14 protein-coding genes and 1 pseudogene are annotated in these 13,850 nt (G+C 58.1%); 4 read left to right on the top strand and 11 right to left on the bottom strand.

Annotated elements, in window-relative coordinates; translation table 11 throughout:
• Positions 1-139 precede the first annotated feature (139 nt).
• The gene (gabP, locus tag VZP09_RS01345; protein WP_328795460.1) at positions 140-1,540 is read left to right on the top strand and encodes a GABA permease; all 1,401 of its coding nucleotides are present in this window, start codon (positions 140-142) and stop codon (positions 1,538-1,540) included.
• Between the two features lie 45 nt (positions 1,541-1,585).
• The gene (gene csiR / locus VZP09_RS01340) at positions 1,586-2,278 is read left to right on the top strand and encodes a DNA-binding transcriptional regulator CsiR (RefSeq protein WP_004191866.1); all 693 of its coding nucleotides are present in this window, start codon (positions 1,586-1,588) and stop codon (positions 2,276-2,278) included.
• A gap of 85 nt (positions 2,279-2,363) precedes the next feature.
• Here the strand turns inward: csiR and crl are convergent, their stop codons facing one another.
• From crl to gpt, 3 genes are all read right to left on the bottom strand, one after another.
• Complete coding sequence (crl, locus tag VZP09_RS01335) at positions 2,364-2,762, bottom strand: sigma factor-binding protein Crl (protein WP_004177332.1); 399 nt, start codon at positions 2,760-2,762, stop codon at positions 2,364-2,366.
• A gap of 57 nt (positions 2,763-2,819) precedes the next feature.
• Positions 2,820-4,064: an esterase FrsA gene (gene frsA, locus VZP09_RS01330; RefSeq protein WP_328794847.1), complete on the bottom strand. Its 1,245-nt coding sequence runs from the start codon at positions 4,062-4,064 to the stop codon at positions 2,820-2,822.
• A gap of 105 nt (positions 4,065-4,169) precedes the next feature.
• The gene (gene gpt, locus VZP09_RS01325) at positions 4,170-4,628 is read right to left on the bottom strand and encodes a xanthine phosphoribosyltransferase (RefSeq protein WP_002889733.1); all 459 of its coding nucleotides are present in this window, start codon (positions 4,626-4,628) and stop codon (positions 4,170-4,172) included.
• Between the two features lie 257 nt (positions 4,629-4,885).
• Between gpt and pepD the strand changes: the two genes are divergently transcribed.
• Positions 4,886-6,343 carry a cytosol nonspecific dipeptidase gene (pepD, locus tag VZP09_RS01320; RefSeq protein WP_016530034.1) on the top strand — a complete coding sequence of 486 codons (1,458 nt, stop codon included), beginning with the start codon at positions 4,886-4,888 and terminating at the stop codon, positions 6,341-6,343.
• Between the two features lie 42 nt (positions 6,344-6,385).
• On the opposite strand, the gene VZP09_RS01315 is transcribed toward pepD, so the two are convergent.
• Together VZP09_RS01315 and dinB are read right to left on the bottom strand one after the other, a co-directional pair.
• A complete protein-coding gene (locus VZP09_RS01315; protein ID WP_016530033.1) occupies positions 6,386-6,838 on the bottom strand; it encodes a GNAT family N-acetyltransferase in 453 nt (150 codons plus the stop codon).
• Positions 6,839-6,840: 2 nt separating this feature from the next.
• The gene (gene dinB, locus VZP09_RS01310) at positions 6,841-7,896 is read right to left on the bottom strand and encodes a DNA polymerase IV (RefSeq protein ID WP_002889726.1); all 1,056 of its coding nucleotides are present in this window, start codon (positions 7,894-7,896) and stop codon (positions 6,841-6,843) included.
• A 159-nt stretch (positions 7,897-8,055) separates the two neighbouring features.
• Between dinB and VZP09_RS01305 the strand changes: the two genes are divergently transcribed.
• Positions 8,056-8,916, top strand: a complete 861-nt coding sequence (locus tag VZP09_RS01305) for a glycerophosphodiester phosphodiesterase family protein (protein WP_016530032.1) — start codon at positions 8,056-8,058, stop codon at positions 8,914-8,916.
• A gap of 222 nt (positions 8,917-9,138) precedes the next feature.
• On the opposite strand, the gene nqrM is transcribed toward VZP09_RS01305, so the two are convergent.
• From nqrM to VZP09_RS01275, 6 genes and pseudogenes are all read right to left on the bottom strand, one after another.
• Positions 9,139-9,354 (bottom strand): (Na+)-NQR maturation NqrM, encoded by a 216-nt coding sequence (nqrM, locus tag VZP09_RS01300; protein WP_004178678.1) that lies wholly within the window; start codon positions 9,352-9,354, stop codon positions 9,139-9,141.
• Positions 9,355-9,356: 2 nt separating this feature from the next.
• Positions 9,357-10,580, bottom strand: a complete 1,224-nt coding sequence (nqrF, locus tag VZP09_RS01295) for an NADH:ubiquinone reductase (Na(+)-transporting) subunit F (RefSeq protein ID WP_023286055.1) — start codon at positions 10,578-10,580, stop codon at positions 9,357-9,359.
• A gap of 12 nt (positions 10,581-10,592) precedes the next feature.
• Positions 10,593-11,189, bottom strand: coding sequence for an NADH:ubiquinone reductase (Na(+)-transporting) subunit E (gene nqrE / locus VZP09_RS01290; RefSeq protein ID WP_004177335.1), 597 nt, complete (start codon positions 11,187-11,189; stop codon positions 10,593-10,595).
• Positions 11,190-11,195: 6 nt separating this feature from the next.
• A complete protein-coding gene (locus VZP09_RS01285) occupies positions 11,196-11,834 on the bottom strand; it encodes an NADH:ubiquinone reductase (Na(+)-transporting) subunit D (protein WP_002889716.1) in 639 nt (212 codons plus the stop codon).
• Positions 11,827-12,619 (bottom strand): annotated as a pseudogene (locus VZP09_RS01280) (Na(+)-translocating NADH-quinone reductase subunit C). The gene VZP09_RS01285 and the pseudogene VZP09_RS01280 overlap by 8 nt, the downstream one beginning before the upstream one ends.
• The gene (locus VZP09_RS01275) at positions 12,612-13,850 is read right to left on the bottom strand and encodes an NADH:ubiquinone reductase (Na(+)-transporting) subunit B (protein ID WP_004147186.1); all 1,239 of its coding nucleotides are present in this window, start codon (positions 13,848-13,850) and stop codon (positions 12,612-12,614) included. Before VZP09_RS01275 ends, VZP09_RS01280 begins: the two are co-directional and overlap by 8 nt.

The following is a 13,850-nucleotide window of genomic DNA, read 5'->3' as shown; positions in this document are numbered from 1 at the left end:
ATAGAACAGAACACATGCGGAAGCGAAGTACGTTCGTAAGGGAATGAAGACGAGACCTGCAAAACAACAATAATACGCGTGCCCCGGCGCGGGAACGTCGGGGCGCTCTCCCAGGTGACACACTTCGAGAGGGTAAATGATGGGGCAACTGTCGCAATCACAGGATTTANGGGCGGGGCTGAAGTCGCGCCACGTCACGATGTTATCTATCGCCGGGGTGATCGGCGCGAGTTTATTTGTCGGATCCAGCGTCGCCATTGCCGAGGCAGGCCCGGCGGTGCTGCTGGCCTATCTGTTTGCCGGGCTGCTGGTGGTGATGATTATGCGTATGCTGGCCGAAATGGCGGTCGCCACGCCGGATACCGGCTCCTTTTCCACCTACGCCGATAAAGCCATCGGCCGCTGGGCGGGGTATACCATCGGCTGGCTGTACTGGTGGTTCTGGGTCCTGGTTATTCCGCTGGAAGCCAATATCGCGGCGATTATTCTGCATTCGTGGGTGCCGGGCGTCCCGGTGTGGTTGTTCTCCCTGGTCATCACTCTCGCCCTCACCGGCAGTAACCTGCTGAGCGTCAAGAACTACGGCGAATTCGAGTTCTGGCTGGCGCTGTGCAAAGTGATCGCTATTCTGGCGTTTATCGTACTGGGCGCGGTCGCCATTACCGGCTTTTATCCCTATGCCGAAGTGAGCGGCATTTCGCGGCTGTGGGATCACGGCGGCTTTATGCCTAACGGCTTCGGCGCGGTGCTGAGCGCGATGCTGATCACCATGTTCTCGTTTATGGGCGCGGAGATCGTCACCATCGCCGCCGCCGAATCGGATACCCCGGATAAACATATCGTGCGCGCCACCAACTCGGTGATCTGGCGTATCTCTATTTTTTATCTGTGCTCGATCTTTATCGTCGTCGCCCTCATCCCATGGAATATGCCGGGGCTGAAGAGCATCGGCTCCTACCGCTCGGTGCTCGAGCTGCTGCATATTCCCTATGCCAAGCTGATTATGGACGGCGTGATCCTCCTGTCGGTCACCAGCTGTCTGAACTCGGCGCTGTATACCGCCTCGCGGATGCTCTACTCCCTGAGCCGTCGCGGCGATGCGCCGGCCATTATGGGCCGGACCAACCGCAGCAAAACGCCATACGTGGCGGTGCTGCTCTCCACCGGCGCGGCGTTCCTCACCGTAGTGGTGAACTACTATGCCCCCGCCAAGGTGTTTAAATTTCTCATCGACAGCTCTGGCGCCATCGCCCTGCTGGTCTATCTGGTGATCGCCGTTTCACAACTGCGGATGCGCAAAATCCTTCAGGCGCAAGGCGGCGAGATCCGTCTCAGAATGTGGCTCTATCCGTACCTGACCTGGCTGGTGATCGCCTTTATCACCTTCGTGCTGGTGGTGATGCTGTTTCGTCCGGCGCAGCAGCTGGAGGTGATCTCTACCGGCCTGTTAGCACTGGGAATTATTTGTACGGTACCGATTATGTCACGCTGGAAAAAGCTGGTATTGTGGCAAAAACTGCCGCTGCAAAATACGCGTTAACTCTGTTCCCGGCGCCCGCCGGGAAGAGTATTCAGGAGTAAGAACATGACCGCCATTCCCCAGGCGACGGCCATTGACGGGTACCGTTGGTTAAAAAACGACATCATCCGCGGGGTTTACCACCCCGATGAGAAGCTGCGGATGAGCCTGCTGACGTCACGCTATGGCCTGGGGGTCGGTCCGCTGCGCGAGGCGCTTTCGCAACTGGTGGCCGAGCGGCTGGTAACGGTGGTCAATCAGAAAGGCTATCGGGTGGCGCCCATGTCGGAACAGGAGCTTCTCGATATCTTCGACGCGCGTGCCAACATGGAGGCCATGCTGGTGCGTCTCGCCATTGAACGCGGCGGCGACGAGTGGGAAGCCGAGCTGCTGGCCCGCGCCCACCTGCTCAACAAACTGGAGTCGTGCGAGGCGAGTGAGCGCTTACTGGATGAATGGGATCAGCGCCATCAGGCGTTTCACACCGCCATCGTCGCCGGCTGCGGCTCCCAGTATCTGCTGCAGATGCGCGAACGGCTGTTCGATCTGGCGGCCCGCTACCGCTTCATCTGGCTGCGCACTACCGTGCTGTCGGTGGAGATGCTGGAAGATAAGCATGTCCAGCATCAGACCCTGGTGGACGCTATTCTGGCGCGCGACGCCGAACAGGCCAGCGCGCTGATGCGCGAGCACTTACTGACTCCGATCCCGATTATTCAACAGGCGATGGCTGGCAAGCTGTCGCCGCAGGCAGGGTGAGTCAGATGGAGGGGGGGAAATTACGGGTATGGCGGCACGCATCTCCACGCCGCACGGGCGTGGAGAAATCGTATCCGTAGATCAATCAGGCCCGCAGGCGAACCGGCTCGCTGAAATCGTCGGCCGGTTCCAGCTTCAGATTAAAGGTGGTCAGCAGCGCTGCCGCGCGCTCGTGAAACTCGCGCAGCGTTTTTTCCAGCCTGTCGCTCACTTCCGGGTCGCCAATGTCGACCGCCTGCCATGATCCTTCCTTATTGAACAGGCCAAACTGGTAGCTATAGGTGAAACGTGACTCTTGTGCTTCCATTTCCATCCACCAGCCCCAGAATTCACGCTTCTCCGGTGCGGGCTTAACATTGACGCAAACTGCCAGGCAATCGAAAAAGAAACGGTTATCATGGCACTGCTCTTCGCGAATGTAAGGCCCCAGCGCCGTGAATTTCTTGATCAACTTACTTTTCAGGTGTCCACTCGGTAACGTCATTGCGATCTCCTTTAGTGATGCAACTGTTTTACCAAACCAATAGAATTTAGCAATAAATTAACCAAATCTATGATTGATCCAGCGGGCGATCTGTCGCAATGCGTGATCAAAATTGCGATACACCGGGTTAAACGGGATCTCCAGCAGTTTGCCATCGGCAGATGACGAGGTGATTAACCGCGACTCCTCTTCGGGGCTGAACGGATCGTCCTTCCAGAAGCCGGAGAGCATCGGCGTCGGGCAACGGCGCCCCAGCAGTCCCTGGGTTTTTAACGAATAGCGGTTGAGCTCCACGCGTAGCGCTTCATCGGAGGCGTCATGCATGCCCAGCCGCGAAGCCAGCACGTCAAGATACATCTCCGGCACGCGCCCCTGATGCAGGGGATCCACCAGCAGACCATGAACGACCGGGCCCAGACAGGCTACAGCCTTCAGCCGCTGCGGCTCCAGATAGCCCAGACGCACCGCGATATTGGCGCCAAAGCGGAAGCCGAAAGCGGCGACCCGGGTATGGTCAATCCACGGCACATTTTCCAGATGGCGCAGCGCGTGCTGATGCAGCAGGCTGGTGTNCTGATTTAGCGTCCATTTTGACGAGAAGCCGATGGAGGGCATATCAATGGTCAGCATGGCAATGCCGAGCGGTGAGAAGTAGTTCTCATACAGGTTGTAATAATCGGTCTGCAGCGAGTCCAGCCCCCCGCACATCAGCACCGTCGGAAACGGCCCCTCGCCTTTCGGCATATGCAAAAACCCGGTTATCGGCGAGCCGCCAGGGATGGTGAACTCCAGCTCGCGCAGCGAGCCCGGCAGCCGCTGGGCGGCTTCTTCATACGCCCGGTTGGCTAAAGCCTGCGCCTGTTCCGCCAGCTCATCGCCTTTAATATGCGGATAAGCGGCAATGCTATACAGGTTCGAGGCATGCAGCCAGTGGCGGCCGCTCAGCAAAGGATCGGCTTCCTGCCCGGCCTTTTGCTGCCACTGCATGGCTTCTTTCGCCCACTCGAAGATCCAGTTGCCGCCGCGATAGCCGATGACGGTATCGAACAGCTCAGGATCGGTTCGTTCGGCCTCGCTCATCACAATGCGCGCTTGCACATCGAGGATCTCCTGCGGAGTTACGCCGCGCCAGATCCACATCAAACGGTTGATCAGACGGTACCAGTGATCGACGTGATTGCCGCTCAGCGCCGACTGCATCGCCTGGGGTTTTCCGGCAGAAAACCGACGCACCAGCGTAGAAGTTTCGGGATGTTTGAAGCGAGGTTTAAACAGCGTTTCGCTGAGGTTAGCCTGTGACATGTGCAGTCTCCGTCGTAGTGCCACTCCGGATATTGTAACCTGCTAAAGGATAAAAAAAACCACGCCCGGCAAGCCGGGCGTGGTAAATAGCACTGTCCTGAAGAATTAACGACCTGCGATAGGCGGTACAAACACCACGCCCATATCCCACGGCTGTTCAATCCAGGTATCCTGCGGAATATCCACAACGTAATCGTCCACCAGCGGGCGGCCTGCCGGCTTGGCGAAAATGGTGACAAAGTGCGCTTTGGGATACATTTCGCGGATCGCCACGGCGGTACCGCCGGTATCCACCAGATCGTCGATGACGATAAAGCCTTCGCCATCGCCTTCCGCACGTTTCAGCACTTTCAGCTCGCGCTGGTTATCATGGTCGTAGCTGGAGATGCATACGGTATCAACATGACGAATGCCCAGTTCACGCGCCAGTAAGGCTCCCGGTACCAGTCCACCGCGGCTAACGGCAATAATGCCTTTCCATTGCTCAACCGGCAGCAGACGGCTGGCCAGTTTGCGGGCGTGAATCTGCAACATGTCCCAGGTGACGACGTATTTTTCGCTCATGTGAAGTGTCCCAGCCTGTGTAATACGGCTTAAATAATGTTCGAGGGGGAAAATGGTTGCGCGAGATTATAGAGATCTGACGCACTAAAAACCAGTGCTAAGCGGTTTGCGCAACGCTTTTTGCGTTGTTTACACTACCTGCGGCGGTGGAAAGTGGTATTCTCAACCCCATCGCGCAAGCCCGGGCTTGTTGTGTATTTTAACGCTAACCCTCGTCCTGCAACCGCTGTATGCAGGAGTCTGTAAGGAGACTTACCGTGTCTGAACTGTCTCAACTATCCCCGCAGCCGCTTTGGGATATTTTTGCCAAGATTTGCTCCATCCCGCACCCGTCCTATCACGAAGAACAGCTCGCCGAGCACATTATGGGTTGGGCAAAAGAAAAAGGCTTACATGCGGAACGCGACCAGGTTGGCAACATTCTGATTCGTAAAGGCGCGACTGCCGGTATGGAAAACCGTAAGCCGGTAGCGCTGCAGGCGCACCTCGATATGGTGCCGCAGAAAAATAACGACACCGTCCACGACTTCGTTAAAGATCCGATCCAGCCGTACATTGACGGCGAATGGGTGAAAGCGCGCGGCACCACGCTGGGCGCGGACAACGGTATCGGAATGGCGTCCGCACTGGCGGTACTGGCCGACGATAGCGTCGCTCACGGCCCGCTGGAAGTGCTGCTGACCATGACCGAAGAAGCCGGCATGGACGGCGCGTTCGGTCTGCAGGCCAACTGGCTACAGGCCGATATCCTGATCAACACCGACTCCGAAGAAGAAGGCGAAATCTATATGGGTTGCGCCGGCGGGATCGATTTCACCTCTAACCTGGCGCTGACCCGCGAAGCGATTCCCGCCGGGTTCCAGAGCTTTAAAGTCACCTTAAAAGGGCTGAAAGGCGGCCACTCCGGCGGTGATATCCACCTTGGTCTGGGTAATGCCAACAAGCTGCTGTCGCGCTTCCTCGCCGGCCACGCCGATGAGCTGGATCTGCGTCTGGTCGATTTCAACGGCGGCACGTTGCGCAACGCCATCCCGCGTGAAGCTTACGCTACTGTCGCCGTCGCCGCGGATAAAGCCGATGCGCTGAAAGCGCTGGTGAATACTTACCAGGCGCTGCTGAAAAACGAGCTGGAGGCCAAAGAGAAGAACCTGGTGGTGCTCCTGGAAGCGGTCGATAACGACAAAGCGGCGCTGACTCAGGCTTCCCGCGACACTTTCATCCGTCTGCTGAACGCCACGCCGAACGGGGTTATCCGCAACTCTGACGTGGCGAAAGGCGTAGTGGAAACTTCGCTGAACGTCGGCGTCGTCACCATGACCGATGACAACGTACAGATCCACTGCCTGATCCGCTCGCTGATCGACAGCGGCAAAGACTACGTGGTCAGCATGCTGGATTCTCTGGGTAAGCTGGCGGGGGCGAAAACCGAAGCCAAAGGCGCTTACCCTGGCTGGCAACCGGACGCCAATTCGCCGGTGATGCACCTGGTGCGCGAGACTTACCAGCGTCTGTTCAACAAGACGCCGAACATCCAGATCATTCACGCCGGTCTGGAATGCGGTCTGTTCAAAAAACCGTATCCGGAGATGGACATGGTCTCCATCGGGCCAACCATTACCGGTCCGCACTCCCCGGATGAGCAGGTCCATATCGAGAGCGTCGGTCAGTACTGGACGCTGCTGACCGAGCTGCTGAAAGCCATTCCGGCTAAATAAGCCCCACANCCGGCGGCGGCCCGCCGCCGGTTTTACCCCGCATCACCATAGCGCCACGCGTTTTTCCATCCGGTAATTAATAAACCACTCCCCGTGCGCCGCCACCCGCTGCTCAGCCACTACCTTAAAACCATGAGCCGTAAAACAGGGCTTTGCGGTAATGCTGGCGTCTACCGTCAGGATTTGCGCTGGATACTGAACGCAGAGCGCCTCGATAAGCGCGCCGCCGATACCCTGGCGGGCACGATCCGGCGAGACGAACAGCAAATCGATATGCGTCCCGATGGCGGTGATAAAGCCAACCGGCTGGCTGTTGACCATGGCCACCAGGCCGATTGAGTCGGCCAGCTTTTGTCGCCAGCGCGTCTCATCCACCTGCGCCCAGGCCGCGATCTGCCCCGGGGTATAGTCCCGACTGGCGGTTTCCCGCACCGCGCGCAGAAAGATCTGGCAGAGCAGTGGCAAATCGCTGTCGCGGTAAGCACGAATATGCATGGCTAAATCCCTAATAAAAGCTGCCTTTCCAGCTGCGGATCGAGCAACGTCACGTGGAGCCCAACCAGGCGCACGCCCCGTCCGCCGCGGCGCTCATCCCAGGCTTTGTGCGCGGTGGCGATCAGATCCTCTTTGTTCAGCCGCGGCCAGACGTGCTCCTGGGTGGTCAGCTGGAAATCATTGAATTTCAGTTTAATGCCCTGACGGGCGATCAGCAGGTCAGGTTTGACCTTCGCCAGTCGCCTCTCCAGCTCGGGATAGAGGTTTTCGATAATCGCTTCGCACTCCGGCCATTCATGGATATCTTCCGCTAAGGTGCGCTCCACGCCCACCGATTTACGCTGCCGATCGTTATGAATTTCCCGCTCATCAATCCCGTGGCTGCGCTCCCACAGAATACGCCCGAATTTACCGAAGCGCTTAAGCAGCATGGCCAGATCGCTGTTCTGCACATCGCCACAGGTTCGCAGGCCCATATTTTCCAGCTTCGCTGCCGATACCTTCCCGACGCCGGGTATTTTCGCCAGCGGCAGCGCCCGCACAAACTCTGCCACCTGATGGGGAGCGATAACGAACTGGCCGTTGGGTTTATTCATATCTGAAGCGATTTTAGCGAGAAACTTCACCGGCGCTACCCCCGCCGAGGCGGTGAGGCGCAGCTCCCGTTCGATGGTCTGGCGGATCTCCTGGGCTATCAGGGTGGCTGACCCGTGACAATGCTCGCTGTCGCTGACGTCAAGATAGGCTTCATCCAGCGACAGCGGCTCAATGCGCGAGGTATAGCGGGAGAAAATTTCGCGGATATGGTTCGAGGCTTCTTTGTAGGCATCGAAGCGGCCGGGAAGCAGCGTGAGATGCGGGCACAGCTTGAGCGCCGTCGCCGTCGGCATGGCGCTGCGCACGCCAAACTTACGCGCAGGATAGTTCGCGGTACTAATCACGCCACGTTGTACCCGACTGCCGCCTATCGCGAGGGGAATATCGCGCAACGCTGGGTTGTCGCGCATCTCCACCGCCGCAAAGAAACAGTCCATATCGACATGGATAATTTTACGCATCGTCAGACTCAACACTGTATACCCATACAGCATAGCAAAAACAGATGCGAATTTTATGCTTTTTTTATTTCATCGGCTAAAAAAGCGGTTAAAACATAAAACTGCAATAAATTATGTTTATTTTCATTGAGTTAAAAGATAAATCAGGAAGATGTAATCATGAAGAAAATACTTACCGCGCTTTGCCTGCTGGCCACCGCCGGCGCCTGGGCCGCTCCACAGCTGATAGCCCACCGCGGCGGCACCGGCGATGCGCCGGAAAATACCCTGCCGGCCATTAAGCTGGCGCTGGAGAATAACGCCGAAGCCATCTGGGTCACGGTGCAGTTAAGCCGCGACGGCGTACCGGTGCTCTACCGGTCAAGCGATCTTTCCGCATTGACCAATAGCGAGGGCAAAGTTTCCGGTTTGACCGCCGCCGAGCTGGCGAAAGTCGACGCCGGCTGGAAATGGGGGGATGACAGCCACCCGTGGCGCGGTAAGCAGGCCACCATTCCGACCTTGCAAAGCGTTTTACAGCAATGGCCGCACACTTTTTTCTATATCGATATCAAATCTCCGGATGCCGATCCGACCGTGATGGGCCAGCGCCTGCTTGAAGTGTTAAAAACCACCGATAGCCTCGATCGCGTGCGGGTCTATTCCACCGAAGACCGCTATATCGCCGCCCTGCCGCCAGCCATCCCTCGCTTTGTCACTCGCAGTGAAACCCGCACCAGGCTTGCCAATATTTCGCTCAGCCATCAGTGCCAGCCAGCGAGTCAACGCGATGGTGAGCAGTGGTATGGACTGGAGCTGAAGCGCAAAGTCGAGGTGGTGGAGAAATTCACCCTTGGCGAAGGGATCTCCCCGGCGACGCTCACCTGGGATAAAGAGGCAATGGATTGCTTCCGCTCGCAGGATAAAGCGCACATTATCTTCTTCGGCATCAACAGTGCGGAAGACTACCGCACGGCGATAGAACTGGGCGCCGACGGGGTGATGGTGGATTCTCCGGCGCAGGCGAAAAGCTGGCAGTAAGGGAGTCAACGGCTAAAAAAGCCGCGAAAGCGGCCTCACATTGCTGGCATGTTGTTGCCGGGTGGCGGCTGGCGCCTTACCCGGCCTACAAAACCGAAGCAGCAGCCCCGGCATGCGCAGCGCCGCCGGGCACGGAGCCGCTTTATGCCGGGTGGCGGCTGGCGCCTTACCCGGCCTACAAAACTGAAGCAGCAGGTCCGGCATGCGCAGCGCCGCCGGGCATTACAAAATACGCCGCTGCTGACGCTGCGCCTCGCGGGCGAGGCGCTTTTTACGCGCGTCGCACGGTTCCGGACAATCGCAGACTTTCTCCAGCCCCAGCGCGGAGATCCCACCGCAGCTGCCCTGGATGCTCTTGCGCTTCACCAGGTAGCCCAGCGACATGCCGAAGATCACCAGCGCAAAAATCACAAAGGTCGCGATAAATACCGTCAGCATCGTCAGCCTCCAAAGTCGTCGAGGAGAATATTCTCGTCCTCGACGCCCAGATCTTTGAGCATCTTAATTACCGCGGCGTTCATTACCGGCGGCCCACACATGTAGAACTCGCAGTCTTCCGGCGCCGGGTGATCGCGTAGATAGTTCTCGTACAGAACGTTATGGATAAAGCCGGTATGCCCGGTCCAGTTATCTTCCGGCAGCGGATCGGAGAGCGCGACGTGGAAGGTAAAGTTTGGATTGTCGCGCGCCAGCTGTTCAAACTCCTCATCGTAGAACATTTCGCGCAGCGAACGGGCGCCGTACCAGAAGCTGATTTTGCGCGTGCTGTGCAGGCGCTTGAGCTGGTCGAAAATATGCGAACGCATCGGCGCCATCCCGGCGCCGCCGCCGATAAACACCATCTCGGCGTCGGTTTCTTTAGCAAAGAACTCGCCAAACGGCCCGGAAATCGTCACCTTATCGCCCGGCTTCAGCGACCAGATATAGGATGACATGATCCCCGGCGGCGCATCCGGGACCTTCGGCGGCGGCGTCGCGATGCGCACATTGAGCATAATGATGCCCTTCTCTTCCGGATAGTTAGCCATTGAGTAGGCGCGCAGGGTCGGCTCTTTCACCTCAGAGACATAGCGAAACAGGTTGAACTTATCCCAGTCTGAACGGTATTCATCGGGAACATCAAAATCTGCATAGGCCACTTTATGCGGCGGGCATTCAATCTGAATATAGCCCCCGGCGCGAAACGGCACCACCTCCCCCTCCGGGATCCGCAGCTTGAGCTCTTTAATGAAAGTGGCTTTGTTATCGTTAGAGATAACTTCACACTCCCATTTTTTGACGCCGAAAATCTCTTCCGGCAGTTCAATCTTCATGTTCTGCTTCACCGCCACCTGACAGGCCAGACGGCAACCGGCTTTGGCATCCCGCTTGGTAATATGCGAAAGCTCGGTCGGCAGGATATCCCCGCCGCCCTCTTTAACAGTTACCCGACACTGGCCGCAGGAGCCGCCGCCGCCGCAGGCGGAGGAGACGAAGATCCCGTTGCTGGACAGCGTGTTCAGCAGTTTGTCACCCGCCGGGGTGCGGATCTGTTTATCCGCTTCGTTATTGATCTCAATAACCACGTCGCCCGCGTTCACCAGCTTTGAGCGCGCTGCCAGGATAAGCCCCGACAGCACCAGCACAATCAGCGAGAACATCACGACGCCAAGAATAATTTCCATACTTATTCGCCCTTATAGCTGCACGCCGGAGAAGGACATAAAGCCCAGCGCCATTAGTCCGGTGGTGATAAAGGTGATCCCTAACCCGCGCAAACCGGCGGGCACGTTGGCGTACTTCATTTTTTCGCGGATCCCCGCCATCGCCACGATCGCCAGCATCCAGCCAATGCCGGAGCCGAAGCCGTAGACGATGGACTCCGGGAAGTTGTAATCGCGCTGCACCATGAACGACACGCCGCCGAAAATCGCACAGTTAACCGCAATCAGCGGCAGGAAGATGCCCAGCGCGTTGTACAGTGCCGGAAAATACTTATCGAGGATCATCTCGAGGATCTGCACCAGCGCGGCGATCACTCCGATAAAGGTGATGAAGTTAAGAAAGCTGAGATCCACCCCCTCAACCAGCGCGCCGTCGCGCAGCACCAGGTTATAGACCAGGTTATTGATTGGCACGGCAAGCCCCAGCACTACCGTCACCGCGACGCCGAGGCCGAAGGCGGTGGAGACCTTTTTCGACACCGCAAGAAAGGTGCACATCCCGAGGAAGAAGGCCAGCGCCATGTTCTCAACGAACACCGCGCGGACAAACAGGCTGATGTAATGAGCCATCACCGATTACTCCTTTTCCTGCTGCTCAGGCTTCCAGCTACGCAGGGCCCAGATCAGCAAACCGATAATGAAGAACGCGCTCGGCGCCAGCAGGAACAGGCCGTTCGGCTGATACCAGCCGCCGTTCTGCACCGTCTCCAGCACCGTGATACCGAACAGCTTGCCGCTACCGATAAGCTCGCGCAGGAAGCCGACGATAATCAGGATCGCGCCATAGCCGAGACCGTTGCCAATACCATCCATAAAGCTCGCCAGCGGCGGCGACTTCATGGCGTAGGCTTCGGCGCGGCCCATCACGATGCAGTTGGTGATGATAAGCCCGACGAATACCGACAGCTGTTTGGAGGTCTCATAGGCGAAAGCCCGCAGCAGCTGATCCACCACGATCACCAGCGAGGCGATGATCGCCATCTGCACGATGATGCGCACGCTATTGGGAATATGGTGGCGGATCATCGAGATAAACATGCTGGAGAACGCCGTCACCAGGGTCACCGCAATGGTCATCACGAAGGCGGTTTCCAGTTTGGTGGTTACCGCCAGTGCGGAGCAGACGCCCAGCACCTGCAGGGCGATGGGGTTATTAGCGATGAGCGGCCCCACCAGCACGCGCTTCACCTCTTTCATATCGCTCTGTTCAGCCATTATTCAGCTCTCCCTCACGAACCTTTTTCAGGAACGGACCAAAGCCCAGTTCGCCCATCCAGAAATCAAAGCTATGCTGCACGCCATTGGACGTCAGCGTGGCGCCGGATAAACCGTCAACCGCGTGGAGATCGCCTGCGCGCGCGCCGCCTTTCACCACCTTCAGCGCCGGCATGCCGTTGTCATCCAGCACCTGCTTGCCGACAAACTGCTGGCGCCAGTTCGGGTTTTCCACCTCGCCGCCCAGCCCCGGCGTTTCGCCCTGATCGTAGTAAGTAATGCCTTTTACCGTGCGGCCATCGACGTCCAGCGCCACAAAGGCATACATCATCGACCACAGGCCGTTGCCATAAATGGGCAGCACCACCTGCTCAATCTTCTGCTNNNTCGCGCACCAGGTAAATTTCCGCCAGATTACTGCGTCGCTTTATACCAGCCGGATCCTGACTGGCATCCAGGGCCATACTCTGCTGCGGATCCTTCAGCGCCTGAGCCTGATTAAATTTACCCGGGTCTTTCTCCAGCAGTTCGCCGGTGGCCAGATTCACCAGTCGCGGGGTAATGCGCGCCGCGAAGGTGTCCGCTACCGCATCCGCATCCATACCGGGGTGCATCAGCCCTGACACTGCCAGGATATTGCGCTGCTTATCCAAAGCCCGCTGCGCCTGCTGGCGGGATTTCAGCCCCACGGCCGAGCCCGCCACCACGATGGAGCAGACCAGACAAAGCACCAGCACCACCAGCAGCGTTTTGCCGATGCTATCGTTACTTTTCTTCTCAGCCACGCGACTTCCTCCGCTTAATATTGGCCTGCACCACCAGATAATCGAACAGCGGTGCGAAGAGGTTGGCGAAGAGGATCGCCAGCATCATCCCTTCCGGATAAGCCGGGTTCACCACGCGGATCAGCACGCACATCACGCCGATCAGCACGCCGTAACTCCATTTCCCTTTATCGGTAAACGAGGCGGATACCGGGTCCGTCGCCATAAACATCATCCCGAAGGCGAAACCGCCGAGCACCAGATGCCAGTACCATGGCATAGCGAACATCGGGTTGGTGTCGGAGCCGATAACGTTAAACAGGGTGGCGGTGGCGATCATACCGATCATTACCCCGGCGACGATGCGCCAGGACGCGACGCGGCCAAAGAGGATGATCGCCCCGCCGATGAAGATCATCAGCGTTGACACTTCGCCTATTGAGCCGGGAATATTGCCGAGGAAGGCGTCCATCCAGCTCACCGGCACGCCAGTCGCCACGTTCACCAGCGCTTCACCGCCGCCGCTGGCCCACTGGGAGAGCGGCGTGGCGCCGGAGAAACCGTCCGCCGCGGTCCATACCAGGTCGCCGGAAATCTGCGCCGGATAGGCGAAGAACAGGAACGCGCGCCCCGCCAGCGCCGGGTTGAGGAAGTTGCGCCCGGTGCCGCCGAAAATCTCTTTGGCGATCACCACGCCGAAGGAGATCCCCAGCGCCGCCTGCCACAGCGGCAGCGTGGGCGGCACAATCAACGCGAAGAGAATAGAGGTAACGAAAAAACCTTCGTTAATCTCATGCTTGCGCACAATCGCGAACAGCACTTCCCAGAAGCCACCGACGATAAAAACGGTGATATAGATCGGCAGGAAGAAGACCGCGCCCAGGGTCATCATGCTCAGCCAGCCGGCGTCGGCACTGAAGCTCACCCCTAACCACTGGGCGACGCTGTAGTGCCAGTTGTTGGCGATCGCCTGCTGCAGCTGTTCGGCGCCGTATAGCTTGTGCAGCGCCGGAATGGTCTGCAGCCCAACGTTGTACATGCCCCAGAACATCGCCGGGAATACGGCAAACCACACGAGGATCATCATCCGCTTCAGGTCGATGGCGTCGCGCACGTGCGCCGCGCCGCGGGTTACCTGGCCCGGCGTGTAGAAGATGGTCGCCGCCGCCTCATACAGCGGGTAATATTTTTCCAGCTTGCCGCCATGCGTGAAATGCGGCTCAAGTTTCTCAATCAGGTGCTTTAAGCCCAT

It is taken from the genome of Klebsiella sp. EMBS2024 (genome assembly GCF_036233805.1).
Classification (GTDB): domain Bacteria; phylum Pseudomonadota; class Gammaproteobacteria; order Enterobacterales; family Enterobacteriaceae; genus Klebsiella; species Klebsiella pneumoniae.
Note: the sequence above shows the minus strand (reverse complement) of the source record. Positions and strands in the feature narration are given on the sequence as shown.

What these genes read in the sequence shown, in the direction of transcription:
- dinB (WP_002889726.1), bottom strand. Translation starts at nt 7,896, where the DNA reads ATGCGTAAAATTATCCATGTCGATATGGACTGTTTCTTTGCGGCGGTG.
- gpt (WP_002889733.1), bottom strand. Translation starts at nt 4,628, where the DNA reads ATGAGCGAAAAATACGTCGTCACCTGGGACATGTTGCAGATTCACGCC.
- VZP09_RS01315 (WP_016530033.1), bottom strand. Translation starts at nt 6,838, where the DNA reads ATGCATATTCGTGCTTACCGCGACAGCGATTTGCCACTGCTCTGCCAG.
- nqrM (WP_004178678.1), bottom strand. Translation starts at nt 9,354, where the DNA reads ATGCTGACGGTATTTATCGCGACCTTTGTGATTTTTGCGCTGGTGATC.
- VZP09_RS01275 (WP_004147186.1), bottom strand. Translation starts at nt 13,850, where the DNA reads ATGGGCTTAAAGCACCTGATTGAGAAACTTGAGCCGCATTTCACGCAT.
- VZP09_RS01305 (WP_016530032.1), top strand. Translation starts at nt 8,056, where the DNA reads ATGAAGAAAATACTTACCGCGCTTTGCCTGCTGGCCACCGCCGGCGCC.
- csiR (WP_004191866.1), top strand. Translation starts at nt 1,586, where the DNA reads ATGACCGCCATTCCCCAGGCGACGGCCATTGACGGGTACCGTTGGTTA.
- nqrE (WP_004177335.1), bottom strand. Translation starts at nt 11,189, where the DNA reads ATGGCTCATTACATCAGCCTGTTTGTCCGCGCGGTGTTCGTTGAGAAC.
- VZP09_RS01285 (WP_002889716.1), bottom strand. Translation starts at nt 11,834, where the DNA reads ATGGCTGAACAGAGCGATATGAAAGAGGTGAAGCGCGTGCTGGTGGGG.
- crl (WP_004177332.1), bottom strand. Translation starts at nt 2,762, where the DNA reads ATGACGTTACCGAGTGGACACCTGAAAAGTAAGTTGATCAAGAAATTC.
- nqrF (WP_023286055.1), bottom strand. Translation starts at nt 10,580, where the DNA reads ATGGAAATTATTCTTGGCGTCGTGATGTTCTCGCTGATTGTGCTGGTG.